Source organism: Streptomyces sp. NPDC050121, from assembly GCF_044460385.1.
Taxonomy (GTDB): Bacteria; Actinomycetota; Actinomycetes; order Streptomycetales; family Streptomycetaceae; genus Streptomyces; species Streptomyces soliscabiei.
This window is the reverse complement of sequence record NZ_JBITJV010000039.1, coordinates 19611-44898: the sequence shown is the minus strand read 5'-3', so window position 1 is coordinate 44898 and position 25288 is coordinate 19611. Positions and strand designations below refer to the sequence as shown.

At 70.3% G+C, this 25288-nt stretch carries 30 protein-coding genes and 1 pseudogene; 22 read left to right on the top strand and 9 right to left on the bottom strand.

The features are described 5' to 3' along the window. The first annotated feature begins 15 nt into the window (after positions 1 to 15). Together ACIBTS_RS39460 and ACIBTS_RS39455 are read left to right on the top strand one after the other, a co-directional pair. Positions 16 to 366, top strand: coding sequence for a hypothetical protein (locus ACIBTS_RS39460; RefSeq protein ID WP_399325458.1), 351 nt, complete (start codon positions 16 to 18; stop codon positions 364 to 366). Beyond that, the gene (locus ACIBTS_RS39455) at positions 363 to 722 is read left to right on the top strand and encodes a hypothetical protein (protein ID WP_399325457.1); all 360 of its coding nucleotides are present in this window, start codon (positions 363 to 365) and stop codon (positions 720 to 722) included. Before ACIBTS_RS39460 ends, ACIBTS_RS39455 begins: the two co-directional genes overlap by 4 nt. Here the strand turns inward: ACIBTS_RS39455 and ACIBTS_RS39450 are convergent. From ACIBTS_RS39450 to ACIBTS_RS39425, 6 genes are all read right to left on the bottom strand, one after another. Beyond that, the gene (locus ACIBTS_RS39450; protein ID WP_399325456.1) at positions 697 to 2151 is read right to left on the bottom strand and encodes an ATP-binding protein; all 1455 of its coding nucleotides are present in this window, start codon (positions 2149 to 2151) and stop codon (positions 697 to 699) included. The two genes, ACIBTS_RS39455 and ACIBTS_RS39450, sit on opposite strands and share 26 nt — an antisense overlap. Beyond that, positions 2148 to 2885 carry a response regulator transcription factor gene (locus ACIBTS_RS39445; protein WP_399325455.1) on the bottom strand — a complete coding sequence of 246 codons (738 nt, stop codon included), beginning with the start codon at positions 2883 to 2885 and terminating at the stop codon, positions 2148 to 2150. Before ACIBTS_RS39445 ends, ACIBTS_RS39450 begins: the two co-directional genes overlap by 4 nt. A 119-nt stretch (positions 2886 to 3004) precedes the next feature. Further along, complete coding sequence (locus ACIBTS_RS39440) at positions 3005 to 3238, bottom strand: hypothetical protein (RefSeq protein WP_399325454.1); 234 nt, start codon at positions 3236 to 3238, stop codon at positions 3005 to 3007. A gap of 29 nt (positions 3239 to 3267) precedes the next feature. Continuing rightward, positions 3268 to 4389, bottom strand: coding sequence for a S1C family serine protease (locus tag ACIBTS_RS39435; protein WP_399325453.1), 1122 nt, complete (start codon positions 4387 to 4389; stop codon positions 3268 to 3270). Positions 4390 to 4580: 191 nt separating this feature from the next. Beyond that, on the bottom strand, positions 4581 to 5603 hold the full coding sequence (locus ACIBTS_RS39430) for a LacI family DNA-binding transcriptional regulator (protein WP_399325452.1): 1023 nt from the start codon (positions 5601 to 5603) through the stop codon (positions 4581 to 4583). 105 nt (positions 5604 to 5708) lie between these two features. Then, on the bottom strand, positions 5709 to 6497 hold the full coding sequence (locus ACIBTS_RS39425; protein WP_319673108.1) for a response regulator transcription factor: 789 nt from the start codon (positions 6495 to 6497) through the stop codon (positions 5709 to 5711). Positions 6498 to 6707: 210 nt separating this feature from the next. Between ACIBTS_RS39425 and ACIBTS_RS39420 the strand changes: the two are divergent. From ACIBTS_RS39420 to ACIBTS_RS39380, 9 genes and pseudogenes are all read left to right on the top strand, one after another. After that, positions 6708 to 7578 (top strand): annotated as a pseudogene (locus ACIBTS_RS39420) (alpha/beta hydrolase). A 37-nt stretch (positions 7579 to 7615) separates the two neighbouring features. Continuing rightward, positions 7616 to 7870 (top strand): MoaD/ThiS family protein, encoded by a 255-nt coding sequence (locus tag ACIBTS_RS39415; protein ID WP_319340558.1) that lies wholly within the window; start codon positions 7616 to 7618, stop codon positions 7868 to 7870. A gap of 2 nt (positions 7871 to 7872) precedes the next feature. Then, positions 7873 to 9171: a hypothetical protein gene (locus tag ACIBTS_RS39410; protein ID WP_399325451.1), complete on the top strand. Its 1299-nt coding sequence runs from the start codon at positions 7873 to 7875 to the stop codon at positions 9169 to 9171. Between the two features lie 330 nt (positions 9172 to 9501). After that, positions 9502 to 10737, top strand: coding sequence for an RNA-guided endonuclease InsQ/TnpB family protein (locus ACIBTS_RS39405; protein WP_399325450.1), 1236 nt, complete (start codon positions 9502 to 9504; stop codon positions 10735 to 10737). A 132-nt stretch (positions 10738 to 10869) separates the two neighbouring features. Beyond that, on the top strand, positions 10870 to 11607 hold the full coding sequence (locus ACIBTS_RS39400; protein ID WP_399325449.1) for a DUF2993 domain-containing protein: 738 nt from the start codon (positions 10870 to 10872) through the stop codon (positions 11605 to 11607). A gap of 241 nt (positions 11608 to 11848) precedes the next feature. Then, positions 11849 to 11932 (top strand): Ms5788A family Cys-rich leader peptide, encoded by an 84-nt coding sequence (locus ACIBTS_RS39395; RefSeq protein ID WP_350818853.1) that lies wholly within the window; start codon positions 11849 to 11851, stop codon positions 11930 to 11932. Between the two features lie 136 nt (positions 11933 to 12068). Further along, a complete protein-coding gene (locus ACIBTS_RS39390; protein WP_079661416.1) occupies positions 12069 to 12908 on the top strand; it encodes a sulfurtransferase in 840 nt (279 codons plus the stop codon). A gap of 34 nt (positions 12909 to 12942) precedes the next feature. Beyond that, positions 12943 to 13230, top strand: a complete 288-nt coding sequence (locus ACIBTS_RS39385) for a DUF1416 domain-containing protein (RefSeq protein ID WP_020122955.1) — start codon at positions 12943 to 12945, stop codon at positions 13228 to 13230. A gap of 80 nt (positions 13231 to 13310) precedes the next feature. Further along, entirely contained in the window at positions 13311 to 13583 is a 273-nt protein-coding gene (locus tag ACIBTS_RS39380) for a DUF3099 domain-containing protein (RefSeq protein ID WP_319673104.1), read from the top strand. Between the two features lie 172 nt (positions 13584 to 13755). Here the strand turns inward: ACIBTS_RS39380 and ACIBTS_RS39375 are convergent, their stop codons facing one another. Further along, a complete protein-coding gene (locus ACIBTS_RS39375) occupies positions 13756 to 14118 on the bottom strand; it encodes a DsrE family protein (RefSeq protein WP_319673103.1) in 363 nt (120 codons plus the stop codon). A 183-nt stretch (positions 14119 to 14301) separates the two neighbouring features. Here ACIBTS_RS39375 and ACIBTS_RS39370 point away from each other — a divergent pair, with 183 nt between their 5' ends. The 6 genes from ACIBTS_RS39370 to ACIBTS_RS39345 all read left to right on the top strand — a co-directional run bounded on the left by ACIBTS_RS39370 (position 14302) and on the right by ACIBTS_RS39345 (position 19083). Further along, positions 14302 to 14985, top strand: coding sequence for a hypothetical protein (locus tag ACIBTS_RS39370; RefSeq protein WP_399325448.1), 684 nt, complete (start codon positions 14302 to 14304; stop codon positions 14983 to 14985). Further along, positions 14982 to 15842, top strand: a complete 861-nt coding sequence (locus tag ACIBTS_RS39365) for a hypothetical protein (RefSeq protein WP_399325447.1) — start codon at positions 14982 to 14984, stop codon at positions 15840 to 15842. The genes ACIBTS_RS39370 and ACIBTS_RS39365 overlap by 4 nt, the downstream gene beginning before the upstream one ends. Next, positions 15839 to 16795, top strand: a complete 957-nt coding sequence (locus ACIBTS_RS39360) for a hypothetical protein (RefSeq protein ID WP_399325446.1) — start codon at positions 15839 to 15841, stop codon at positions 16793 to 16795. The genes ACIBTS_RS39365 and ACIBTS_RS39360 overlap by 4 nt, the downstream gene beginning before the upstream one ends. A gap of 263 nt (positions 16796 to 17058) precedes the next feature. Next, a complete protein-coding gene (locus ACIBTS_RS39355) occupies positions 17059 to 17634 on the top strand; it encodes an FABP family protein (protein WP_399325445.1) in 576 nt (191 codons plus the stop codon). A 26-nt stretch (positions 17635 to 17660) separates the two neighbouring features. Continuing rightward, complete coding sequence (locus tag ACIBTS_RS39350; protein ID WP_173877724.1) at positions 17661 to 18107, top strand: Fur family transcriptional regulator; 447 nt, start codon at positions 17661 to 17663, stop codon at positions 18105 to 18107. 10 nt (positions 18108 to 18117) lie between these two features. Then, positions 18118 to 19083, top strand: coding sequence for a YgfZ/GcvT domain-containing protein (locus ACIBTS_RS39345; protein ID WP_399325444.1), 966 nt, complete (start codon positions 18118 to 18120; stop codon positions 19081 to 19083). A gap of 307 nt (positions 19084 to 19390) precedes the next feature. Here ACIBTS_RS39345 and dtd read toward each other — a convergent pair whose 3' ends face one another. Beyond that, positions 19391 to 19816, bottom strand: a complete 426-nt coding sequence (gene dtd, locus ACIBTS_RS39340; RefSeq protein WP_079664962.1) for a D-aminoacyl-tRNA deacylase — start codon at positions 19814 to 19816, stop codon at positions 19391 to 19393. Positions 19817 to 19976: 160 nt separating this feature from the next. On the opposite strand from dtd, the gene ACIBTS_RS39335 reads away from it, so the two are divergent. The 3 genes from ACIBTS_RS39335 (at position 19977) to ACIBTS_RS39325 (ending at position 23118) form a co-directional block, all read left to right on the top strand. Further along, the gene (locus tag ACIBTS_RS39335) at positions 19977 to 20543 is read left to right on the top strand and encodes an aerial mycelium formation protein (protein ID WP_319677426.1); all 567 of its coding nucleotides are present in this window, start codon (positions 19977 to 19979) and stop codon (positions 20541 to 20543) included. Positions 20544 to 20652: 109 nt separating this feature from the next. After that, complete coding sequence (locus tag ACIBTS_RS39330; protein WP_399325443.1) at positions 20653 to 21894, top strand: GNAT family N-acetyltransferase; 1242 nt, start codon at positions 20653 to 20655, stop codon at positions 21892 to 21894. 315 nt (positions 21895 to 22209) lie between these two features. After that, a complete protein-coding gene (locus ACIBTS_RS39325; RefSeq protein WP_399325442.1) occupies positions 22210 to 23118 on the top strand; it encodes a winged helix-turn-helix domain-containing protein in 909 nt (302 codons plus the stop codon). Here the strand turns inward: ACIBTS_RS39325 and ACIBTS_RS39320 are convergent. Continuing rightward, positions 23108 to 23302 (bottom strand): hypothetical protein, encoded by a 195-nt coding sequence (locus tag ACIBTS_RS39320; RefSeq protein ID WP_319340575.1) that lies wholly within the window; start codon positions 23300 to 23302, stop codon positions 23108 to 23110. The two genes, ACIBTS_RS39325 and ACIBTS_RS39320, sit on opposite strands and share 11 nt — an antisense overlap. Before the next feature lie 155 nt (positions 23303 to 23457). On the opposite strand from ACIBTS_RS39320, the gene ACIBTS_RS39315 reads away from it, so the two are divergent. Both ACIBTS_RS39315 and ACIBTS_RS39310 read left to right on the top strand, forming a co-directional pair. Further along, positions 23458 to 24336, top strand: coding sequence for a GntR family transcriptional regulator (locus tag ACIBTS_RS39315; RefSeq protein ID WP_399325441.1), 879 nt, complete (start codon positions 23458 to 23460; stop codon positions 24334 to 24336). Next, positions 24336 to 25091: an HAD family hydrolase gene (locus tag ACIBTS_RS39310; RefSeq protein WP_399325440.1), complete on the top strand. Its 756-nt coding sequence runs from the start codon at positions 24336 to 24338 to the stop codon at positions 25089 to 25091. Before ACIBTS_RS39315 ends, ACIBTS_RS39310 begins: the two co-directional genes overlap by 1 nt. Positions 25092 to 25288 lie beyond the last annotated feature (197 nt).

Genomic DNA, 25288 nt, shown 5'->3' with positions numbered 1-25288 from the left:
AGGAGGGCATCGGTCATGACTGCTCACGCCACGGAAAACGACCAGGTCGTCCCCCCCATGCCCGAGCGGACGCCGAAGGCGCTGCGCGCGGCCATCGCCCAGCACGCCCCCGAGCTTCTTCCGAGTTTCGACGAGCACTGGAAGTGGGCGATCGCCGACAGAAACGACCGCGGCCCCGTGCCGGCTTTCATGGCCCTTTGGTGGGGTGAGTACGCCATCGCCCGCGACCCTGAGTTGGACGCGCACGTGCGCGATCTCGAATACCGAGCTGCGTACGAGTGCGCCGACATCGCCGAGGCCAGGGCACTCCTGGAAGAGGCGTCCAAGATTCACTACCGGGTCCGGGAACTGGAGCCCGGCGAGTGACTGATGGGTTCATGGGGCCGCCCTGGCAGATGGATTGGCGGCTCGATGCTCTTGCTGGCTTCGAGGCACTGCCCGACCACGTTCGTGAGATCGTTTTAGTCGTGCGCGGCGAACTGGTCACCGCGAAAGACCCGTATTTTCGAGGGATCGACGCCGCTGCCGGGCTTCCCGAGGGCATGCAGGTCATGCCGACTTGGTCTACCGATCCGAAGGGCCGCCACGTCTGCTTGTTCGACAACGGCAAGGGCTGGCTGAAGTACACCTTCGTCCGCCGAACCGAAGATCCCCAGATCGTGGTGGAAGAGGTCTTCTGGCTGGGTGACGATCCGCCTAAGGAACCTCCGGCGGAGGGGTAGGCGCCCCCGGCAGCCGTACGGTCGCCACCGTGCCGCCGCCGTCCGCGCGGGACAGGGTGATCTGGCCGCCCGCCTGCTGGACCGTGCGGGCGACGATCGAGAGGCCGAGGCCCGAGCCCGGGAGGGCCCGCGCGCTGGGGGAGCGCCAGAAGCGGTCGAAGACGTGGGGGAGTTCGTCCTCGGGGATGCCGGGGCCGTGGTCGCGGACCGTCAGGGTGCCGTCCGTCAGATGGACGTCGATTGTCCCGCCCTCCGGGCTGAACTTCACCGCGTTGTCCAGGATGTTGACCACCGCGCGCTCCAGGGCGGCCGGTTCCGCCCGGCTGTACCAGGGGTCGAGGGACGCGTTGATCGTGAGCTCCGGGCCGCGCAGCCGTGCCCGGCGCAGGGCGGACTCGACCGTGTCCTCCAGCGAGATGACCTGCACGCGTTCGCCGCGCTGGCCTTCCGAGCGGGAGAGTTCCTGCAGGTCGCCGATGAGAGCCGCCAGCTCCGTCATCTGCGCCTTCACGGAGGCGAGCAGCGCCTTGCGGTCCGCCTCGGGGATCGGACGGCCCGTCTCCTCGCTGCGGGTGAGGAGCTCGATGTTGGTGCGCAGGGAGGTGAGCGGGGTACGCAGCTCGTGCCCGGCGTCCGCGATCAACTGCTGCTGCAGCTCACGGGAGTTGGCCAGAGAAGCGGTCATCGAGTTGAAGGACCGGGAGAGCCGGGCCACCTCGTCGTCGCTGTCGTCTTCGACGGGGATGCGGATGCCAAGGTCCTCCGTCCGGGCCACATGCTCGACAGCCTCGGTGAGCTTGTCGACGGGACGCAGCCCCGCCCGGGCGACCGCGAGGCCGGCGGCCCCCGCGCCGAGGACTCCGACGCCGGAGACGAGCAGCAGGATCAGGGCCAGGTCGTTGAGGGTCTTCTGGGTTTCCTTGAGGGAGATGCCGAGGACGAGCGCGTAGTCGGGGTAGAGCTGGGTGGTCGGCCCGAATCCCCTCACCATGAGGGGAGTGGTGCGTACCCGCACGTCGTTGCCGTCGGAGTCGGTGGTGCTGTGGAAGGTGTTCACGCCAGGGACGGGGTTTGCCGCGACGCTCATGTCCTGCGCCGTGGCCTTGACGACACCCTCCGAGTCGCTGAACACGCAGACAGTGCCGTCCGACTTCACCACCTGTACGTAGTAGTCCCTGGGGCGCATGCTGTCGGACGAGTTGCTCGCGGTCTTCGGACAAGCCGTCAGCAGAGCCGAAACCTCGTCCTGGCTCAGTCTCCCGTTGGCGCTGCCGAGCTGCGTGTCCACCTGGTCGTACAGCTTCCCCTGGACGATGAACCAGCACGTCACCGAAACCGCCGCCACCGCGAAAGCCACAGCGGCAGCGACCAGCATCGACAGCCGGGCCCGAATGGGAAGGGTCCGCAACCGTCGTAGGACCCTGTTCACTCCACGCCGCCCTGTCGCAGGACGTAACCCACGCCCCGCACGGTGTGCACGAGACGCGGCTCACCGCCTGCCTCCGTCTTGCGCCGCAGGTACATCACATACACGTCCAGCGAGTTGGACGACGGCTCGAAGTCGAAGCCCCAGACCGCCTTCAGGATCTGCTCCCGGGTGAGGACCTGGCGCGGGTGTGCCATGAACATCTCCAGGAGGGTGAACTCCGTGCGGGTCAGTTCGACCGCGCGCCCGCCCCGCGTCACCTCCCGCGTCGCGAGGTCCATGCGCAGGTCGCCGAAGGTGAGGGCCTCGTCCTCCTCGACCGCGACCGCGCCGGCCGCCGCCGCGTAGGAGCTGCGGCGGAGCAACGCACGCACCCGGGCGAACAGCTCGTCCAGTTCGAACGGCTTGACCAGGTAGTCGTCCGCGCCGGCGTCCAGTCCCGTGACGCGGTCGCCGACGGTGTCGCGGGCCGTCAGCATCAGGATGGGGGTGGTGTCGCCCGCGCCCCGGATGCGGCGGGCCGCGGTGAGGCCGTCCATGCGGGGCATCTGGATGTCGAGGACCACCAGGTCGGGGCGGTAGGCCGTCGCCTTGTCCAGGGCGTCGGCGCCGTCGACCGCGACCTCCGTGTCGTAGCCCTCGAAGACGAGGCTGCGCTGGAGTGCTTCGCGCACCGCCGGCTCGTCGTCGACGATCAGGATGCGCTGGGTGTCACGGTCGCCTTCGGCGGGGCTCATGGGCGTGGATTCCTAGGGTGCGGTGGGACGACGGGAGGCTGGACCTGCTGATCGTGCCTGAGGGTCCTCAAGCCTCGCACGGTTCCCGACGGGCGCGTAGAGAGCGGGTCGGGGCGGGATCAGCCGCGCAGTGACGCGAGCCGGTTCAGCTGAACCTTGCGCAGGTGCGGGCGGGCGGCAGTGGTGCGCAGGCCCATCAGCTGCGGGACCGTGGGGACCGTGAGCTGCGGGATCGCCACCTCCGGCGCGCGGGCCGGCGCGACCGGCGGGTTCAGCTCGTACGCCACGTCAAGGGCCAGGCCGAGGTCGGCCGCGCTGAAACCGGTCACCGTGTGCGAAACCTGCTTGATCATGACGTACTCCCTGCCTGGGTGGTGGGTTGTCAGCTGTCGGATCCGCCGGCCCGCAGCGTGGCGAGGTCGGCCTTGACGGTGTTGATGGGGATGGCGAAGCCGAGGCCGACGCTGCCGGCGTCGGAGGAGGAGGACGAGTCGGCCGCTGCGGAGTACATCGCGGAGTTGATGCCGATGATGTTGCCGCCCGCGTCGATGAGCGCGCCGCCGGAGTTGCCGGGGTTGAGGGAGGCGTCCGTCTGGAGGGCCTTGTACGTGGTCGTGGACGTGCCCGTGTCGCCGTTGAACTGCTGGCCGCCGAACTGGAACGGCCAGTTGCCGTCCCCGCCGCCCTGCTGCTGGCCCTGGCTCTCGTCGGTCGAGACGGTCACGTCACGGCTCAGCGCGGAGATGATGCCGCTGGTGACGGTGCCGCTCAGGCCCTCGGGGGAGCCGATCGCCACGACCGTGTCGCCGACCTTGACGCCGTCGGAGTTGCCGAGGGTCGCCGCCTTCAGGCCGGAGGCGTTCTCCAGCTTGATCAGCGCGAGGTCCTTCTTGCTGTCGGTGCCGACGACCTTCGCGGTGTACGACTTGCCGTCGGTGGTCGTCACCTTGATCGAGTTCGCGCCCGAGATGACGTGGTTGTTGGTGACGACCTCGCCGCCGCTGGTGATGATCACCCCGGAGCCGGTGGACGTCCCGTTGCTGAGCGTGGCGCTGACCTCGACGACGCTCGGGCTGACCGCCGCCGCGATGGTCGCCACGTCACCCGTCTTGCTGGAGGGCACCACGTTGGTGGTGGTGGACGAGGAGACCACCTGGTCCTTGCCGGTCAGCTCCTGGATGCCGTAGGCCGTGCCGCCGCCTATCGCCGCCGCGACGATCGCCACGGCGGCGAGCAGCGCGAGCGGACCGCGGGTGCGCTTCTTGCGGGGGGCGGGTTCGGCGGCGACCGGCATCGGGTGACCGGTTCCGCCCTGGCCGCCGTGGCCGCCATAGCCGCCGTGACCGTCGCCCCCGGCGGGCTGGTAAGCCGGCGGAGGCGGCCACTCCGGGTTCACCGGAGAGGAGCTCATGGAGGAGGCGTGCTGCTGGGCGCCCTCGTACGGGGCCTGGTACGGGTTCTCGAAGTTCTCGTACTCGCCGCTGCGGCGGATGCTCTCGGTCATGGAAAGAAGCTTCCCGCTCAACCATGAGAGGTTCCTGAGTGCTCCCTGAGAACGCCGCCAGAACCTCGTTCGTCCGAAATAAAGACGGCTCCGCGCGTCCGCGCAGGTCTCTCAGACAAGCCTCATAAAGCCTGCCCACAGGCCGGAGGCTGCCCAAAAGCCCGTCGGAGCCTGTCCAAGGCCGCCGGAGGCTACTGACAGCCGCAGGACCTGCGGATCACCAGCCGCGACGGGAACACCTTCAGCCGCTCGCGCCGCGAGCCCACGACCCGCAGCCCGTCGTCCAGGACGAGGTCGACCGCCGCGCGGGCCATCGCCGGGCGGTCCGATGCGATCGTTGTCATCGGCGGGTCCGCGAGGCCCGCCTCCTTGATGTCGTCGAAGCCGATGACCGCGAGCTCGCCCGGCACGTCGATGCGCAGTTCGCGCGCCGCGCGCAGCATGCCGATGGCCTGGTCGTCGGTGGAGCAGAAGATCGCGGGCGGCCGCTGGGGGCCGGCGAGGATCTTCAGGGCGACCTGGTAGGCGTCGTAGCGGTTGTACGGCGCCTCGAAGAGGCGGCCCTCCGTGCTCAGCCCGGCCTCGTCCATCGCGCGCCGCCAGCCCTCGACGTGGTCGGAGACGGGGTCGCCGACCGAGGGGGTCTCGGCGGTGCCGCCGACACAGGCCACGTACGGGTGGCCGTGCTCCAGAAGGTGGCGGACGGCGAGGTGGGCGCCGCCCAGGTCGTCGGTGACGACGGCGACGTCGTCGATCGCCTCGGGGCGTTCGTGCAGCAGCACCACCCGGGCGTCCCACGCGTCGATCTCGGCGGCCGCCTGGTCGTTCAGCGCGTGGCTGACGAGGATGAGGCCGGAGACGCGCATGCCGAGGAACGCCCGCAGATAGTGGACCTCACGCTCGGCGACGTAGTCGGTGTTGCCGACCAGCACCATCTTTCCGCGCTCGGAGGCGGCCTGCTCGACCGCGTGCGCCATCTCGCCGAAGAACGGCTGACGGGCGTCCGGGATGATCAGGCCTATGAGGTCGGTGCGCCGGGAGGCCATCGCCTGGGCGACCCGGTCGGGCCGGTACCCCAGCTCCTTGATGGCGGCGAGGACACGCTCGCGCGTGGCCGGGGCGACCGGCCGGGGTCCGTTGTTGATGACATAGCTGACGACGGCGGTGGAAGTCCCCGCCAGTCGCGCCACATCATCCCGAGTCACCTTGGCCACGCGCGGAGTCTACGCGGATGGACCCGCCCCGGGCAGGGCGTACGGAAGCTTCCTGTGCGGGAGCAACGCCCTTCCTGAGCGGGTGCTCGGGCCTACCGGCGGGTACTACGCCTCCGCCGAGACCTCTTCGGCGTCCCGGGCGGCCGCGTTGTCCGCATCCTCCGTGTTTGACCGCTCCGACCGGTCCGTCTTGGCCTTGGCCTCGTCCGTGGCCCGCTCCCCCTTCTCAGGGGTAACGAATCGATAACCCACGTTCCGCACGGTCCCGATCAGCGACTCGTGCTCCGGGCCGAGCTTCGCGCGCAGCCGTCGTACGTGGACGTCGACCGTGCGGGTGCCGCCGAAGTAGTCGTAGCCCCAGACCTCCTGGAGCAGCTGTGCACGTGTGAACACCCGGCCCGGGTGCTGGGCGAGGTACTTCAGCAGCTCGAACTCCTTGAAGGTGAGGTCGAGGACCCGCCCCTTCAGTTTCGCGCTGTACGTCGCCTCGTCGACCGACAGGTCGCCGTTGCGGATCTCCATCGGGGAGTCGTCGTTGACGATCTGCTGCCGGCCCATGGCCAGCCGCAGCCGCGCCTCGACCTCGGCCGGGCCGGCGGTGTCGAGGAGGACGTCGTCGATGCCCCAGTCGGCGGTGACGGCGGCGAGGCCGCCCTCGGTGACGACGAGGATGAGCGGACAGCCGGGGCCGGTGGAGCGCAGCAGCTGGCACAGGCTGCGGACCTGGGGCAGGTCACGGCGTCCGTCGATGAGGATGACGTCGGCGCCTGGGGTGTCGACGAGGGCGGGGCCCTCCGCCGGGGCCACTCGCACGTTGTGCAGGAGCAGGCCGAGGGCGGGGAGCACCTCCGTCGACGGCTGGAGGGCGTTGGTCAGGAGCAGCAGAGAACTCATACGTCTGGTTCCTCCTCGGTCCCTGCGAGGACGTGGGCACTGCGGCACTGCACTGGGTCTGCGCTGTCCGCGCTGCGTTCCCGGGGGCCGTACACCCGCGTCCACCTGGCGTTTCCCGCCCGGTCGCCGCTTTGTATACAACGCTTCCGAAAGCACAAAAGGACCCGGGGGCTACGCTGCCCGAGTCCTCTGTCCAGCAGAATAGCCCACATGAGCAGCAGTCCGGCAGGTCATGTGGCACGTTCCACCGTTCGTCCGAATCCCGAGACGGGCACACACGCCTCATTGCGGACGTTTCTGCCCGTCGGCGACGGGATTTCCATCGATTCCGTATACGAACCGGGTGAGGTCGTATACGACGCCTCCGCGCCATCTGCCGGTCATCCCGCGTTCGTGATCGCCCACGGGTTCACGGGGGACGTGGACCGCCCGCATGTGCGGCGCGTGGCGTCCGCGTTCGCCCGGCACGGGGCCGTCGTCACCTTCTCCTTCCGCGGGCACGGCCGCTCCGGCGGGCACTCCACCGTCGGCGACCGCGAGGTGCTCGACCTCGACGCCGCCGTGCGGTGGGCGCGCTCGCTCGGGCACGCGCGCGTGGCGACCGTCGGGTTCTGGGGGCACCTCCCACGCCCTTAAGGCAGTGGGGGAGGGGGGTTCGGTGGTCCTGCGGCACGCGGCGCTGCACGCGGGGACGGTGGACGCCGTCGTCTCCGTGAGCTCCCCCGCCCGCTGGTACTACCGCGGCACGGCCCCCATGCGACGGCTGCACTGGCTGGTCACCCGCCCCGAGGGCCGTCTGGTCGGCCGCTACGGCTTCCGCACCCGTATCCACCACCGCGACTGGGACCCCATACCGCTCTCTCCGGTCGAGGCGGTCCCGAAGATCGCCCCCACCCCTTTGCTGATCGTGCACGGCGACCAGGACGGCTACTTCCCCCTCGACCACCCGCGGATGCTCGCCGAGGCCGCCGGTGACCACGGCGAACTCTGGCTGGAGCCCGGCATGGGCCACGCCGAACACGCGGCCGGCGACGGCCTGCTGGCCCGGATCGGGGACTGGGCGGTCACGCGGGCGGGCTAGCCTGACCGTGTACACAGCCGATCGACAAAGGAACGAGATGCCCAAGGTCACGGTGCGCTACTGGGCGGCCGCCAAAGCCGCGGCCGGGGTCGCCGAGGAGCCGCTGGACGCGGACACCCTCGCCGAGGCCCTCGACGCCGCGCGTGCGCGACACCCCGGCGAACTCGTGCGTGTCCTGCAGCGGTGCTCGTTCCTCGTCGACGGTGACCCCGTGGGCACCCGCGAACATGAGACGGTACGGCTGGCCGACGGCGGCACGGTCGAGGTGCTCCCGCCGTTCGCAGGAGGGTGACGATGACCGACCAGCAGCCGTATCAGCCGTATCAGCCACACCAGGGGCACCAGGGGCACCAGCCGCATCAGGAGCACCAGCCACAACAGGGCTACCAGGACTACCAGGGTTCCCCGGCCCATCAGGGCTACGACCAGCCGGAGTGGCCCGGGCATCAGCAGGCACAGGCACAGGCGCAGGCACAGGCGCAGGCACAGGCACAGGCACAGGGCTACGGCGACCCGGGCCCGCAGGCCCACCTCCAGTACACGCAGCAGTGGCAGGGCCAGACCTGGGAGACGAGCGTCCAGCCGCCGGTCACCGCGGCCGACCCGGCCCGGACGGCCTACGGCAACCCGCAGTCCGCATACGGCGACTACGCCGACGGCTACCCGCCCGACGGCAACTGGCAACAGCAGGCACCCCTCCAGGCACAGCAACCGTCCGCCTACACACCACCGGCACCTGCACCCCCGCAGGCACAGGCACACGCACAGGCACAGGCGCAGGCGCCCGGCGATACCGCCGCGACCTACGGTCCCGCCACCCTCGCCGGCAACGCCCGCATCACCGACGCCCAGCGGGCCCGCCAGGAGGGCCGTTCGCCGATCATCGAGCCGGGGATGCAGCCCGCGGCGCTCACCGCGCTCCTCGGACTGCTCCTCTCCGGCACGGCGGCGATCGGCTCGTACGCACTGCTCGTCCCGCTCGTCGTCCTACAGGCCGTCACGGCGGCGGGCTGGTTCCGGCTGAACGGCATGTGGCCGGCCCGGCAGGGCATCGCGCTGGCCTTCCTGGGCGCGCTGGTCTCGGACGTCGCGCTCCTGGTGGCCGGCCGCGAGAACGCGCCCGCCGCGATCCTCGGCTCCCTCGGCGTCTGGGTGCTGCTCTGTCTCGTCCTCCAACTGCGCTCGCACGCCGACCCCGACGAGCGCATGTACGGCCTGATGGCGACCGTCGCCTCCTCCGCGCTCGCCATCCTCGCCACCGGGCACCTCGGCGCGGAGCCGGACGCGGTGACGGTCGGCGCGGCCGCGGTCGCCGTCGCCGTACTGGCCCGTGCGCTGCCGCTGCCCACCCCGGCCTCCGTCGTCGTGGCCCTGCTCGCCGCGGCGGGCGCGGGCATCGCGGTGGGCCAGATGACCGGGCTGGGGGCCAAGGGTGCGCTGCTCGGCGCGGGCGCGGCGGTCTGCGCGCTCATCGGCCACCGGGTCGCGAGCTACGACTACCCCTCCCGTTTCGTCCACTTCACGGCGGGCGTGGCCCTGCCGCTGGCCGCCGCGGCGCCGGCGGTGTACGTGCTGGGGCGCGCGCTGGCGTAGGGAAGCAAGAGGCGGTAAGGGTCTGTCACCTCCTTCTTGCGAGGATGCCCCGGCGTTCACGCCGGGGTGGGGGTACCTCCCGCTTGCGGGGGAGAATCGCCTCCTGGTGTTGCGGCGCGGAGCGCCGCCGCTTCTGGTCCGTGGGGTGCGGAGCGCCCGTATGGCTGCCGGCGGAGCCGCATGGATACGAACGCGTGTGCCGGTGATCGCCGGTTGGAGTGCCTGATCGCGTGATCGGGGTACGGATGTGCGGCCGTCGCACGTACGGTCTCATTCCAAGGCGTGGGCAGGCTGCGGACGTTCGGTCCGGGGGCGTGAGGGGGTGAGGGCGTGGCCGGAGTAGTGGGGGCGGTGACGGAGGAGGCCGGCCATGCCCGGTGGACGTTCCGGCTGCGTGTGTCGTCCACCGCGCTCGCCGCGCTGACGGCGGAGTGGGGCCGGTGCCGGTGGCTGTGGAACGAGAGTGTGGCCAAGTCCAAGCAGGTCCACGCCCGCAACCAGACCCGGCCCGACGGTGCTGACAAGGAGACGTGCGGTCCGGCCCAGCTCGACAGGATGCTGACCGAGGCCCGTGCCGGTACGCCGTGGCTGCGGGCGGGCAGTTCGGTGCCGCAGCAGCAGATCATCCGCGACTTCGGGAAGTCCCGGGCGAAGGCGCTGAAGGACATCCGTGAGGGGCTTGCGCAGCGGCAGCGGGCCGGGATGCCGGGCTGGAAGACAAAGCGCGAGGCGCTGGCGAGCCTGAACTACACCCGGCGCGGGTTCCGGCTGAAGGAGGGCCGTCTGCATCTGGCCGGGGGCATCGTCCTGACCCCGGTGTGGTCCCGTGAGTTGCCCGCCGAGCCCTCCTCGGTGCGTGTGTACCAGGACAGTCTGGGGCACTGGTATGCGAGCTTCGTGGTCCCCGCCGAGGTGCGGCCGCTGCCGGAGACCGGCCGGGTGCTCGGCATCGACTGGGGCGTACGCGAGATCGCGACCACCACGTCCGACGCCCACGATCTCCCGCATCCGCAGCACGGGAAGAAGGCCCAGGCCAAGCTGGGCCGGTACGACCGCATGATGGCCCGCCGCAAGCCGAAGAAGGGGCAGGCCGGATCGAAGGGCTACTGCCAGGCGAAGAAGTGGCGGGCGAAGACCTACGCGAAGATCGCCCGGCAGCGTCAGGACACCGGCCGCAAATGGGCCAAGAGCGTGGTCCGCGACCACGACGCGATCGCTGTGGAGGACTTCAGGCCCAGGTTCCTCGCGAAGTCGGCGATGGCCCGCAAGGCCGCCGACGCGGCGATCGGCGCCACCAAAAAGGCCATGCTGGAGATGGCCCGCAAGCACGGCCGGATCGTGCACCTGGTGCACCCGGCCCACACCACCATGGACTGCGCCAACTGCGGAGCGAGAGCCAAGCACGCCCTGCCGCTGTCCGAACGCACCTACACCTGCACCGCGTGCGGAACCGTCTCACCCCGAGACAAGAACTCCGCCCGCGTGATGCTCGTCCGGGCTGGTCTCAACCCGGCTGGCGCAGAGGGCACAAGACCCCCGGGAGCGCCGCTCCCGGAGGCTGCCTGAGCCAGGAATCCCCCTCGCTCACGAGGGGGAGGATTCAAAGGTGATCGACAATTCGGCGGCGGACGCCCTTCCATGACGGGTTACCTTGAACCCGAGTCAGTGATGTCAGTGATGTCAAGGGGGAACCACCGCATGCGTGCGCTTCGAATACTGCTGGTCGTCGTCGTGATTCTGGGCGGCCTGTTCGTGCTCGCGGACCGGCTGGCCGTGAACTTCGCGGAGGGCGAGGTGGCCGACAAGCTGAAGGCCCACGAGGGCCTCGCCACCACCCCGGACGTGTCCATCAAGGGCTTCCCGTTCCTCACCCAGGTCGTCGGCGGCTCGCTGGACGACGTCGAGATCGGCATCAAGGACTACGAGGCGGCCACCGGCACCAGCTCCCGGACGATCCGCATCGATGACCTCCAGGCCGACATGAAGGGCGTCGACTTCTCCGGCGACTACAGCTCCGCCACCGCGGCCAGCGCCACCGGCACCGCGTCCATCACCTACGCCGAGCTGCTGAAGACGGCGAAGTCCGAGCCGACGCAGGTGGTGCAGGGCGTCACCGCCAATGTCATCGGCCTCTCCGACGGCGGCAACGGCAAGATCAAGGTCGCCGTCGAGGCCACCGTCCTCGGCAGCAGGCTGCCGCAGCCCGTGTACGTCCTCAGCACGGTCACCGTCTCCGGCGACACCGTCCGGGTGCACGCCGACTCGCTGCCCAGCTTCGGCGGGGTCCGCGCCGCCGAGAACGAGGTGCGCTCGATCACCGACTTCGAGCAGAAGATCGACGACCTGCCCGGCGGGATCAAGCTCGACAAGGTCGTGGCCGCGAAGAACGGTGTGGAGATCTCGGTGAAGGGTTCGAACGTCAGGCTGGCCGGGTAAGGCTGATCCTCGTCCGGCCGATGCTTGACGGAGCGATGCCCGGCCGACCCCTTGGTGGACGGCAGGTGTCCGACAGGCGAGACGAGGTCGTCCGCACCGTAGATGTGATGACGGATGCAAGCGCCCGGAAGCCGTGCACCGACGGCCCGGGCGCTTCTCGTGTCCCACTATCCGGACGATCGCATCTCACCATTCGGAGCACTGGTGACACGCCCGCCTGTCCGTCCCTACGATCGACGGCATGATGCAGCGACAGGCGGATCTCACGAAGCGGCGGGCAGTAGACCTGTGCCGCGTCGCCGCCATGCTCTGTCGCCCCTTCTGAGCGGAAGCGCCGCCGGCCTTCCGCGCCTCCCGGCGCCCTCACCCGAGGGCATCCGTGCGCCGGCCGCCGGCGAGACCCGGTCGCGCACCCCCTTTCTTGCACACCCCCGCCGCAACTGCCCCGGAGGAGAACGAGCATGAGCCGCAGCGACGTCCTGGTCGACGCCGATTGGGTCGAGGCCAACCTCGACAACGCCGACATCGCCATCGTCGAGGTCGACGAGGACACGTCCGCGTACGAGAAGAACCACATCCGGAACGCCATCCGGATCGACTGGACCAAGGACCTGCAGGACCCGGTCCGCCGTGACTTCATCGACCAGGAGGGCTTCGAGAAGCTCCTGTCGGCGAAGGGCATCGCCAACGACACGCTGGTGATCCTGTACGGCGGCAACAACAACTGGTTCGCGTCCTACGCCTACTGGTACTTCAAGCTGTACGGCCACGAGAACGTCAAGCTTCTCGACGGCGGCCGCAAGAAGTGGGAGCTGGACGCCCGCGAGCTGGTCGAAGAGGTGCCCGAGCGCGCCGAGACCTCCTACACGGCCAAGCCGCAGGACAAGTCCATCCGCGCCTTCCGCGACGACGTCGTGGCGGCGATCGGTTCGCAGAACCTGGTCGACGTGCGTTCGCCCGACGAGTTCAGCGGCAAGCTGCTCGCGCCGGCCCACCTCCCGCAGGAGCAGTCGCAGCGTCCGGGTCACGTCCCGTCCGCCCGCAACATCCCGTGGTCGAAGAACGCCAACGACGACGGCACCTTCAAGTCGGACGACGAGCTCAAGGAGCTCTACGCCGACGAGCAGGTCGACCTGGCCAAGGACACGATCGCCTACTGCCGCATCGGCGAGCGCTCGGCCCTGACCTGGTTCGTGCTGCACGAGCTGCTGGGCGTGGAGAACGTCAAGAACTACGACGGCTCCTGGACCGAGTACGGCTCCCTGGTCGGCGTCCCGATCGAGCTCGGCGCCAACAAGTAAGACCGCCCCTTTTCAACGACCTCTGGAGAAGCACATGTGTGGAGCGAAGGCCGGCGGCCCCGACGCCTCGACGATAAAGCCCGGTGAGACCACGATCCAGGGCCAGGTGACCCGCGACGGCGAGCCGGTGGTGGGCTACGTCCGCCTCCTGGACTCGACCGGCGAGTTCACCGCGGAGGTCCCCACCTCCGCCACCGGACAGTTCCGCTTCTACGCGGCCGAGGGCACCTGGACCGTCCGCGCCCTCGTTCCCGGCGCCACCGCCGACCGCACGGTCGTCGCCCAGCAGGGCGGCCTCGCGGAGGTCGCGATCGCGGTCTGAGCACGACGGAAGGGCCGTACCCACGGGTGGGACACCCCGGGGTACGGCCCTTCCGGCGTGTACAGGCCTACCCTGGAGGTATGTACGCCCGCCGTCGGCACGTCTACTTCGCCATGATGGGGACCTGCATCGGGTTGTTCGTCCTGGCCTGGGGAGTCGTGCGCATCTGGTCGATCCCCGTGGCCGTCGGGATGTGTGTGGTGGCCATGGTCATCCCGCCGGTCGCCGCGGTGATCGCCAACCGGCGAGGGCCCGAGGACCGCTGGTGGGACGACCCCTCGGGCGACCCCAAGTCCGACGAGTGGTGGGACGAGCTGGACGGCAAGAAACGCCGCCCCCAGGACAGGCCCTAGGCCCTGTCGTCAAATTCCCGCCTGCCTCGCGACGCCATCACGCACTCTCGCCGCACCGGGCGCAGACCCACGTACAACCAGTACGGGGGCCTGCGCCCGGCACGCCGAGAGCACACACCTGACGCCGCGAGGCCCGCCCTCCGGGCGGACGACGGGAATTTGACGACAGGGCCTAGTACACGAGGGCCTGCGTCTCGTCTCCCAGCGCCTCCTGTACGAACACCTGTGCGCCCGCGATCCGTACGCCCTCGATGACGTCCTTCTCCGTGATGTCCCGGCGGGCCGCGCACTGGGTGCACAGGGTGAGGCGGCCGCCCGCGAGGATCGAGTCGATCAGGTCGGGCAGCGGGGCCGCGTGCGGAAGCTCGAACTCGGCGGCCCGCCCCGGCAGCGCGAACCAGGAGGACTCCCCGGTCAGCCACAGGGAGACCTCGACCCCGCTGGCCACGGCCACCGCCGCCACTGTGAACGCCTGAGAGCACCGCTCGGGGGCATCGGCCCCCGCCGTCACCTTGATCACGAGCTTCTTCGACATGGCTGAATCGTAATCAACTCCCTTACAACTGCCGGTGTTGACCATGAGTCTCCGGTGAAGCGCGTCGCGGAACGCGCGCTTCACACTTCTGAGGGGGATGTTGTGGAAGGTCCGGAAAGGGTCGAAGGGGCTGAACCGTCCAGCCCTCGCCCCGGTCCCCGACCCCGAGGCCGTACGACGCTGATGATCGCCGGAGCCGCCGTGCTCGGCATCGTCGCCGGCGCCTGCACCGGTTACCTGATCCAGGCCGGCCGCGCGCCCACCGCACTGCCGCCGCTCTCCCAGCCCGTCGTCGGACAGGCCAAGGGCGAGGTCGAGCCGCTGTCGGCGGCGCAGGACCGGCGGGTCAGGACGGACGGCGACCTGCGCAAGCTGCTGGTCGAGCGACCAAAGGGAGCGAAGGACAGCCCGCTCGCGAGGGGCGGCGACGGCTGGGAGGACCTGGCACGGTTCGCGGAGGGGTACAACCGGCCGGCCACGACGTTCGACAACCTCGTGGACGACGAGTTCCGGCGCGCGGCCACCTCCGCCTGGCGGGTGGGGGAGTCGTACTTCGTCAAGATCCAGCTCGTGCAGTTCCGCCAGGAGAGTAAGCCGGCGGCGACCGAGTGGGCCGAGAACGGCCGCCACTGGGCCGAGGAGCAGGACGACACCCGCAGCTGGCCCGTCCCCGGCACCGGGGACGGCAACGGGATGGCGTACGTGCACGACACCCCGGAGGGCGCGAAGGGCTACCTCGGGGTGTACACGGCCGAGGCGCACGCCTGGCGGGGGGACATCTACATGGCGATCTACGTCAGCGACACCAAGCCGATCTCCAAGGCGAAGATCATGGACCTGGCCCAGCGGCAGGTGGGGAAGCTGTGAGCGAGAGTACTGAGAACCCCGAGGGCGTTGACAAGCCCGAGGCCGCCGAGGCCGCCGAGGCCGTCGTCGTGGAGCCCGCCGCTCCCAAGGCACGTGGTGCCCGTCGGGCCGGTCGGGTCGTCGCCGTGGCCGGCTCCGTGCTGCTGGCCTGCGCGGTCGTCGGCGGTGTCGGGTACACCGTCGTGACCGTCCAGGACGCCGACCGCGCCTCCGGCAAGCCCACCTGGAAGTTCCCGGCCGCGGCCGCCGAGGGCGACGACAAGGCCGGGAAGAAGGCCGGTGCGGCGGGGTCCGGGCTGAGCGGCCTGATGCTGCCCTTCGGCACCGACGGCTACCAACGCGGCCCCGATCTCGACGAGTTCGGCCCGGACTCCGAGTTCAGCGGGCCGCAGGCCATCGCCCTGCGCAAGGAGTCGATCAAGAACCTGCCCAGCGCCTCGCGCCGGAAGCTGGAGAAGGAGATCGACAAGGAGCGCATCAAGGGCATGGCGATGCGCAGCTACGTCGTCGGCCGGCCGGACTACAACACCACGGACGCGATCACCTTCGACGTCACGTTGTCCCGGCAGGAGAACCGGACCGCCGTACATCAGTCGGCGAAGACCTTCAGCGGCTTCCTCGCCGCCACGGACGTCTTCCGGAAGGGGCCGAAGATCAAGGGCCACCCGGACGCCCAGTGCTTTGTGACGCCCAAGGGCGAGGACGAGGACCTGGCCCTCGGGCTCTGCATCGCCGCTGTGGGAGACGTCCTGGTCAGCGTCACCTCGGAGGCCCCCGACCCGATCGACGGCACGTTCGTCGCCAAGTTCTTCGCCGCGCAACTCGACCGCATCGACGACCCGGGACAGGCCGTATGACCACCGAGCACCCGCAACTGCTGCCCCAGCCGGAGGACCAGCCGGAGGCCCGGCAGGAGCCCCAGCCGGAGGCCCCGCAGTCGACGGACGACGCCCCCGACCGGTCCCCCGAGGCGACCCCTGGGGCGACCCCCGAGGCCGCCCCCGGGACTCTCCCCGAGGCGGCCCCCGACTCGCCCCCCGCCCCTCCCAAGGACCGTCGGGTCCTGCGTGCCGTGCTGCGTTGGACCGCCGTCGTCACGGTGTTCGCCGCGCTCGGGGCGGGGACGGCGTACGGGATCACGCGCATGGAGCGCACGGACCTGCCCGGGCTCGCCACCGAGTCGGACGGCCGCTGGGCCTACCCGGAGATCACCCGGCCGCCGCTGCCCTCCGGCAGCCCCGGCCCCTTCAGCAAGGGGAACTGGGCCGCCGCCCACTACGCGGACCTGCGCGGCCTGCTGCTGCCCGGGCCCGAAGGCGGCACGGACGACAAGGCGCTGCGCGGCGCCGACGGCTGGCTGCCGACGAAGGACTTCCTGACGGTGTTCGAGGCGAAGGACGACCGCGACCAGGTCGCCCGGCTGCTCACCGACAACGGCCTGCGGCACATCGCGGCCCGGGGCTGGACCACCGCGGACGGCACCCGCACCGGCATCTACCTGCTGCAGTTCGGCACGGGGACGGTGGCCGAACACGTGTACGGCGAGCTCACCTCGTTCGCGGCTCCCGTGCACCCGGCCCGCGGCGCCGCCGAGACGGAGTTCGACGAGACGTACCCGACCGAGGCCGACCTCCCGGACGTCACGCGCTACGTCTACAACGAGGTGAAGCCGTACGGCGCGGAGCACCTCCGGCAGGCCTACCTCCGCGCGGGCGACGTCGTCGCCGTCGTCCTGCAGTCCCGCAAGGGGGCCGCGGCGGCCATCCCCTTCCAGCAGACCGTCGCCCTGCAGAGCCAGCTGCTGGACTGACCCCGCCGACCCACCCCGCCGGCCAACCCCGCGACCACCGCGAGGGTGTACCTCACAAGGAGGGCCGGTTCCCGGCCGCGTAAGCTGGGGCCCGGCCTTGTTGTACGTACGGAACCGACACGCTCATCCGAGGAGCACCCCGTGGAGATCTTCTTCGAAACCCTGCTGGTCCTGGTCTGCGTCGGTGTTCTCGCCTTCGCCGGTCTGACCGTGAAGAAGCTGTACCAGGGCCAGCGCTGATCCACCCCGAGGAACTGCCACTCATGATCGAGATTCCGTCCGACCTCCACAAGGACCTCGTCCCCCTCGCCTTTCTGCTGGGCACCTGGGCGGGCGCGGGCGTCCACGACTTCCCCGGTTCGCAGAAGTGCAACTTCGGGCAGGAGGTCGCCTTCGGTCACGACGGCCGGGACTTCCTGGAGTACCACTCCCACACCTGGGTCCTGGACAACGACGGCAACAAGGTCCGGCCCCTGGAGTCGGAGTCCGGCTTCTGGCGCGTCGACGCCGACCGCAAGGTCGAGGTGACCATGGTCCGCGACGACGGCGTGGTCGAGATCTGGTACGGCGACCTGGCCGCCAAGAAGCCGCAGATCGACCTGGTCACGGACGCGGTGGCCCGCACGGCCGCCTCCGGCCCCTACACCGGCGGCAAGCGGCTGTACGGCTACGTCAAGAGCGACCTCATGTGGGTCGGCGAGAAGCAGACCCCCGAGGTCGAGCTGCGCCCCTACATGTCGGCCCACCTGAAGAAGGTCGTCACCCCGGAAGACGTCGAACGCTGGGCGAAGGCCCTCCCGGACGACATGCCGGACGACGGAATCGCCTTCTTCAAGTAGTCCTGGACGGTCCTAGACTCTTCGGTGTGGTGAACACTGGAAGCACCGACTGGAAGAGCGATCTGCGGCAGCGTGGCTACCGGCTGACGCCGCAGCGGCAACTCGTGCTCGAAGCCGTGGACACCCTGGAGCACGCGACCCCCGACGACATCCTCGTGGAAGTGAGGAGGACGGCGTCGGGGGTCAACATTTCCACCGTGTACCGGACCCTGGAGCTGCTTGAGGAGCTCGGGCTGGTCAGCCACGCCCACCTGGGGCACGGCGCGCCTACCTATCACCTGGCCGACCGGCACCACCACCTCCATCTGGTCTGCCGGGACTGCCAGAACGTCATCGAGGCGGACGTCCAGGTGGCCGCCGAGTTCACGGCCAAGCTGCGGGGGACGTTCGGCTTCGAGACCGACATGAAGCACTTCGCGATCTTCGGCCGCTGCAAGGACTGCTCCCTCAAGGCTTCAACTACCGAGTCGTAGGCTTAGGCGTATGAAGAGCCCTCTGCTGTCCCTGCCCGGCGCCGTCCCCGCCGAGGGTGTGGACGAAGGCGTCGCCGGTCACTACGGCGACCTGTTCCGCGAGCAGCGTGCCCTCGCCGACGGCACCGGTTTCGTCGACCTCTCGCACCGCGGGGTCGTCGCCGTCACCGGCGACGACCGGCTGAGCTGGCTGCACCTGCTGCTCACCCAGCACGTCACCGACCTGCCCGTAGGCCAGGCCACCGAGGCGCTGATCCTCTCCGCGCACGGCCACATCGAGCACGCGCTCTACCTGGTGGACGACGGGGAGACGGTCTGGGCGCACGTCGAGCCCGGCACCCAGGACGCACTGATCGCGTACCTGGAGTCGATGAAGTTCTTCTACCGGGTCGAGGTCGCCGACCGGACGGCGGACTTCGCGGTCGTCCACCTCCCGGCAGGGTCCATCGTGCCGGTCCCGCCCGGCGTCGTCGTCCGCGAGACCGCCTACGGCCGCGACCTCTTCCTCCCCCGCGTCGACCTGGAGTCGTACGCCGGCCAGGCCGGTCCGCCGGTCGGGATCCTCGCCCTGGAGGCGCTGCGCGTCGAGCAGCACCGTCCGCGCCTCGGCTTCGAGACCGACCACCGCACCATCCCGCACGAGCTGGGCTGGATCGGCTCGGCGGTGCATCTGCAGAAGGGCTGCTACCGGGGGCAGGAGACCGTCGCCCGGGTGCAGAACCTGGGCAAGCCGCCCCGGCGCCTGGTCTTCCTGCATCTCGACGGCAGCGAGGTGCACCTTCCGGTCGCCGGCACCGAGCTCCGGGTCGCCGACGAGGACCCCGACGGCCGCAAGATCGGCTTCATCACCACGTCCGCCCGCCACCACGAGCTGGGCCCGGTGGCCCTGGCCCTGGTGAAGCGCAACGTTCCGGTGGATGCCCCGCTGCTGGCCGGCACGACGGCGGCGGCCCAGGAAGTCGTCGTCGAACCCTAGGGCCTGTCCGGCGGATCATGCCGCAGACGCGGGGGATGGCACGCCCTTCCCCACTCTCGGCTTCGCTCGAGCGGGAGGTGCCCCCACCGGCGTTGTCGTCGGTTGCCGACTCCCCCACTCTCGGCTGCGCTCGAGCGGGGGGACCCCCATCGCGTCGACGCCCTCCTCCGCCTTGCAGGTGGACGCACCATCCCCCGCTCACCTGCATCGATCAGGCACCGCTGCTTTCCTGCGACTTGATCCGCCGGACAGGCCCTAGTTGTATTGCCCTGCGAGCCCGGTCCGCCGGCTCGCCGCATCCCGCTCGCTACATCTCGATCAGGACGGTGAACGGGCCGTCGTTCGTCAGTGACACGCGCATCCGCGCCCCGAACCGGCCCGTGGCCACCGTCGCGCCCAGGGCGCGCAGCTGGGCGACGACCTCGTCGACGAGGGGCTCGGCGATCTCGCCGGGGGCGGCCGCGTTCCAGGTGGGGCGACGGCCCTTGCGGGCGTCCCCGTAGAGCGTGAACTGGCTGATCACCAGCAGTGGGGCGTCGATGTCGCTGCACGACTTCTCGTCCTGCAGCATGCGGATCGAGAAGAGTTTGCGGGCGAGCTGGGCCGCCTTCTCCTTGGTGTCCTCGTGGGTGACCCCGACCAGGACGCACAGGCCCTCGCCGTCGATCTCCCCGACCGTCTCGCCGTCCACGACGACGCTCGCGCCGTCCACTCTCTGCACCACCGCTCGCATGCGGACCATGATGCAGGGTCCCCGGCGCGCACTCGAAGGGGGCCCATTTTTGATCCTTAAGCCCCTGTCTGGGCCGTTCGGGGGGTCTCGGTCACATCGCGGCGACTTGGGGTGGCACGATGCTTCCACCACACGCCGGTCGAGGGGACGGTAGAGGCACATGAGCACACCGAGTACCGGGCGGCCTGCTACCCACAGGCCGCCGGCACAGCGCAGCGACAGCCCCGTGCTGCCCGCACAACCATCGGAGCCCGACCTGGCCCGGCTGAGCCTGCCCGAAGTGCGCACCCTGCGCCGGGACGCCCAGCGCGACGAGGCCGACCTGAGCTACGTACGACGGCTGCTCCAGGGCCGCATCGACATCCTGCGCGCGGAGCTGGCCAGGCGGTCTCCGACGGGTGCGGCCTCCGTGGTCGACCGGCTGCCGGAGATCCTCACCGACGCCCCGGCCCGGCACCGCTCCTCGGCCCGGCACGTCACGCTGGGCACCCCGCACAGCGAGGAGTACCGTCGGCTGGCCGCCGACATGCTCGCCGACGTCGAGCTCTCCGACCTCGACGCGCGCACCGACCCGGAGCTGCACGAGGCGATGGCCCGCCTGATCCGCTACGAACAGCAGGTCTCCAGCCGCCGCCAGCACCTCCAGCGAACGGCCGACGAATCGGGCGCGGAGATCAGCAGGCGATACCGGGAGGGCGAGGCCCAGGTGGAGGACCTCTTGGTGTGAGCGCTCCAGCCCGTCCGGGGGCGCAGCCCCCAGGGACGGGACGGGCAGGGGCGGCGGGGGCGGAAAAAAATCCCCGCACACTCACCCACCACCTGCCTACCGTGGCCTCATGACCGACGTACGCCTCATCACCGACGCCGAGCTCCCCGACTGGATACGCGCCCTGCGCACCGGCTTCCTGCGCCCACCCACCGTCACCGACCGAGCCGTGGCCGACCGCCGGACGGCCACCGTGGACTCCCGCACCTCGGGCGCCTTCGACGAGGGCAGGTGCGTGGCGACGTTCCGCTCGTTCCCGCAGGAGCTCACCGCGGTGGGCGGCGCCCCCGTCCCCGCCGACGCCATCTCCAACGTCTCCGTCGTGGCCACCCATCGCCGCCGCGGCCTCCTCACCCGCCTGATGAACGACGACCTCACGGCCGCGAAGGAACGCGGGGACGTCGTCGCCACCCTGATCGCCGCCGAGTACCGGATCTACGGGCGGTACGGCTTCGGCCCGGCCACCACGATGACCGAGTGGACGATCGACGTGCCGCGCGCCGGCTTCGACCCACGCCGGCCGGTCCCCGGCGACGGCGGCCGTATCGACCTCGTGGACGGCGAGGAGGTCCGCAAGGTCGGCCCCGAGCTGCACGAGCGGCTGCGGCGCGCCCAGCCCGGCGCGGTCAGCCGGGACGAGCACTGGTGGACGGCGCAGACCGGGCTGCTGCGGCAGTACGACGACTCCTGGACCGAGCCCTTCTTCGCGGTGTACCGCGCGGCGGACGGCACGGTGGAGGGTCTGGTCTCGTACGAGACGGACGACGAGTGGAGTGACGGCAAGCAGCCGGTGAACACGGCGAAGGCGCACTGGCTGATCGCCGTGAACCCGGCCGCGGAGCGCGCCCTGTGGAACTACCTGTGCTCCATCGACTGGATCACGCGGGTGAAGACGGGGTGGCGTGGCCCCGACGACCTGGTTCCCCTCTACCTGCCCGACCCGCGTGCGGCGCGCGTCACCACCCAGGCGGACTGGCTGTGGGTGCGGATCCTGGACGTCGTACGGGCCCTCGAGACGCGTACGTACGACGCGGCGGGCACGTTGGTGCTGGAGGTGGTGGACCGGGCCGGCCTGGCCGACGGCCGCTTCCTGCTGGACGCGACCCCCGACGGCGCCTCCTGCACGCCGACCACCCGCAGCGCCGACCTCACCCTGGACGTCGCCGAGCTGGCGACGCTGTGGCTGGGCGACGAGTCGGCGGGACGGCTGGCGGCGCTGGGCCGGCTCCGGGAAGAACGAGAGGGCGCCGCCCGAAAGGCCGACGCCCTGCTGCGCGCGTCCGGGCGTCCATGGTGCCCGGACATGTTCTGACGGTTCCTTTCGAGCGAGTGTCCGTGATCTGGATGTACGTGTTGTTCGTGTATCCGTAGCTGTTCAGTTGTGGCTGTGCGGTCGCTCTGAAGTTGTGGCTGTGCGGGATGTTCAGTTGTGGCTGTACGTCGGTGTCGGCTGTTCGGGCTCCCGGCTCCCCTCCGGAAGGGAGTCCGACCGGCCAACCGTCTGGAAGCTTGACCATGTCGTTGAAGTTGGTGACCAACTTCACTGTACTTATGTCCGTTTGGAAGCGTCCTATAACCATCTCTCTTTGAACTGCCCAAAGATGGCGGGAAGTTGTACTGTGCGGACGTGGAGCCGGAAATTGCCTCCGTCACTGCACGGAGGGGGGCGGAGCGGCCGCAGCGGTCACACCGCGAGGTGGCCGACGAGCTGCGCACCCGGATCAGAACCGGGGTGCTGCGGCCGGGCCAGCGCATGCCCACCCAGGCCAAGTTGGCGGACGAGTTCGGCGTCGAGCGGGGTGCCGTACGCCAGGCGCTTCGCATTCTGCAGTCCGAGCAGCTTCTCACCAACGTCTCGAAGGGAAGCCCGGCGACGGTCGCCGTGCGGCCGGGCGCGCTCGTCCCCCCGGTCGGTTCCGGCGCCGCGCCGCAGCCCGCGATGGTCGGGCTTCCGCCCCGTATCACCGAGGCCTTCGCGGCCGAGCACGTCAGGGTCGACGCTCTGTGTCTGACAGCGGTCTCGCTGACCGCCGCGCTCGGTGAACCCCTGCGTCAGATCCACGCGGGGCGACTGAAACCGGCCAAGATCGACGTCCGTGTCCTGCTGCCGTCCCGGGACATCGACCTCGCCTTCCCGGTACCGGTGGACACCTCGGCCACCGGGCGGCTGCAACGCCGCTGGCTGGCCCATCGCAACGCCCAGGGTCAGGTGTTGCGGCACAACCTGCTCACCCTGCGCTCCACGCACGGCATCGACGTGCACGTCACCTTCCGCGCACTGCCGTTCACCCCGCCCGTCAAGCTGTACCTCCTCAACGGGACGGAAGCGCTGTTCGCCTACTACACGGTGAAGCGGGGCGAGCAGACGATCGACCAGGAGCACCTGGAGATGTACGACGCCGAGGGCACGCGGTCGGTGCTGTTCGCCTTTGAACAGGGAGCCGGACCGCGTGACACGACGTTCGTGGAACAGTCCCGCCTGTGGTTCAACGCGCTGTGGGAGACGATCAGTTCGGAGCTGGTGCTCACGAGCTGACGGCCGGCCCGCTGGCGAGGAGGGCGAGGATCACGGCCCCGACAGAGCTGATCACGGGGCTCTTGGCCTTGATGCCGACGCTGAGCAGGAGCAGACCGACGGCGCCGGCGGTGCCGTACTTCCACTGGATGGTCTGCTCGACGCCGACGACGAAGGCGGCGCAGAGGAGGACGAGGACGGGCATGGGTGGTTCCCCCCTTCGGAGGTGGGGAGCGGGAAGCAAACCTTCCGCCAACTTGATAAAGTTGGCAACCAACTACAACTATGTTGTCCCCACTTGGCAGCAACAGCTAAACAACTTTCAAGCAACTCCCGTCAGATGGGTGGAAGTTGTAACGTTTGGTCGTGACTCAGGAGAACGTGGCAGTGAACGGCAGCAGAAGCGTCACGCCCCAGCAGATCGCCGACGCCCTGCGCGAACGCATCCGCGCCGGGGAGCTCAAGGCCGGTGACCGCCTGCCCACCCAGGCCGAGCTCGCCGACGAGTTCGGCGTGGAACGCGGCGCCGTGCGCCAGGCCCTGCGCGAACTGCAGAACGACGGGCTCCTCAGCAACGTGAGCAAGGGCAGCCCGCCCCGGGTCGCGCAACCGCCGGCCCCGGGGCGCGACGAGCCCCAGCCCACGATGGTCAGCCTGGCCCCCCGGCTCACCGCGGCCTTCGCCGCCGCCGACGTACGCGTCGACGCGGCCTGTCTCACCGCCGAGAGCCTGCTGCTGGCCCTGAGCGAGCCCCTGCGCCTGGTCCACGGGGGCGAGGCCCGCCCCCGGAAGATCGACTTCCGGATCCTGCTGCCGTCCCGGAACATCGCCCTCGCCTTCCCGGTCCCGGTCGACGGCCGCAGCGAGGACGACCCCGTCCACCAGCGCTGGCTGTCGATGCGCAACGCCCAGGGGCAGGTGCTGCGCCACAACCTCCAGACCCTGCGCACGCACGGCATCGAGGTCAACGTCACCTTCCGCGCGCTGCCGTTCACCCCGCCGATGAAGCTGTACCTCCTCAACGGCCGGGAGGCGCTGATCGCGTACTACACGATCGCGCGCCGGGAGGAGCCCACCGAGACCGGAACGCTCGACATGTACGACGTGCTGGGCACCGAGTCCCTCCTCTTCTCCTTCGAGAAGGCAGCCGGTCAGCGCGACGCCGCGTTCGTGGAGGAATCCCAGAAGTGGTTCGACGCCCTCTGGGAAACCATCACCACGGACCTGACACTCTCCTAGTGACCTCTGATACGCAGCAGACTCAACAGGCGCTTCCCGCGCCCCCCGTCACCGAGACCGAGGCGGCGGATCTGCGGGAAGTGATCAGGCAGGCGCGGGTCGTCCTGTGGGACTTCGACGGGCCCATCTGTCGCCTCTTCGCCGGTCACTCGGCGGAGAGCGTGGCCGAGGGGCTGGTGCGGTGGCTCGAAGGCCGGGGCCTGCACGGCCTGCTCACGGAGTCCGAGCGGGAGTCGCTCGACCCGCACGTCGTGCTGCGCGCGGTGGACCGCCGGCACCAGGGCAGCGACCTGGTCACGGAGCTGGAGGAACGCCTCACCCAGGAGGAGCTGAAGGCCACGTCCAAGGCGATGCCCACGCCCTACGCGGACCCCCTGATACGCACGCTGAGGGCCCGTGGCCTGCGCCTGGCGATCACCACGAACAACTCCCCGCGGGTGGTCGACACCTACCTCGACACCCGCGGCCTCACCTCCTGCTTCGCCCCCCACATCTACGGCCGCACGCAGGAGCTGCGTCACCTCAAGCCGCACCCGCACTGTCTGAACCGCGCCCTGCGCGCCATGGGCTCCGCGCCCGACACCGCCCTGATGATCGGCGACACCCCCTCGGACTTCCTGGCAGCCCGGGAGGCGGGCGTGCCCTTCCTCGGCTACGCGCGTAACGAGCGCAAGGAGAAGGCACTCAGGGGCGCGGGCGCGACCCGGGTCGTGAACTCGCTGGAGCCGGTGCTGCAGGCGGCCCGCCAGCCCTGAAGCCCGCCGCCGCACCCGAGCCGCCGGTCAGGACGGCCTCAGCCGCGGCGACGCCGACCTGAGCGTCGGCCAGCGCCGTCCTGAGCGTCGGCCAGCGCCGTCCTGAGCGTCGGCCAGCGCCGTCCTGAGCGTCGGCCAGCGCCGTCCTGAGCGTCGGCCAGCGCCGTCCTGAGCGTCGGCCAGCGCCGTCCTGAGCG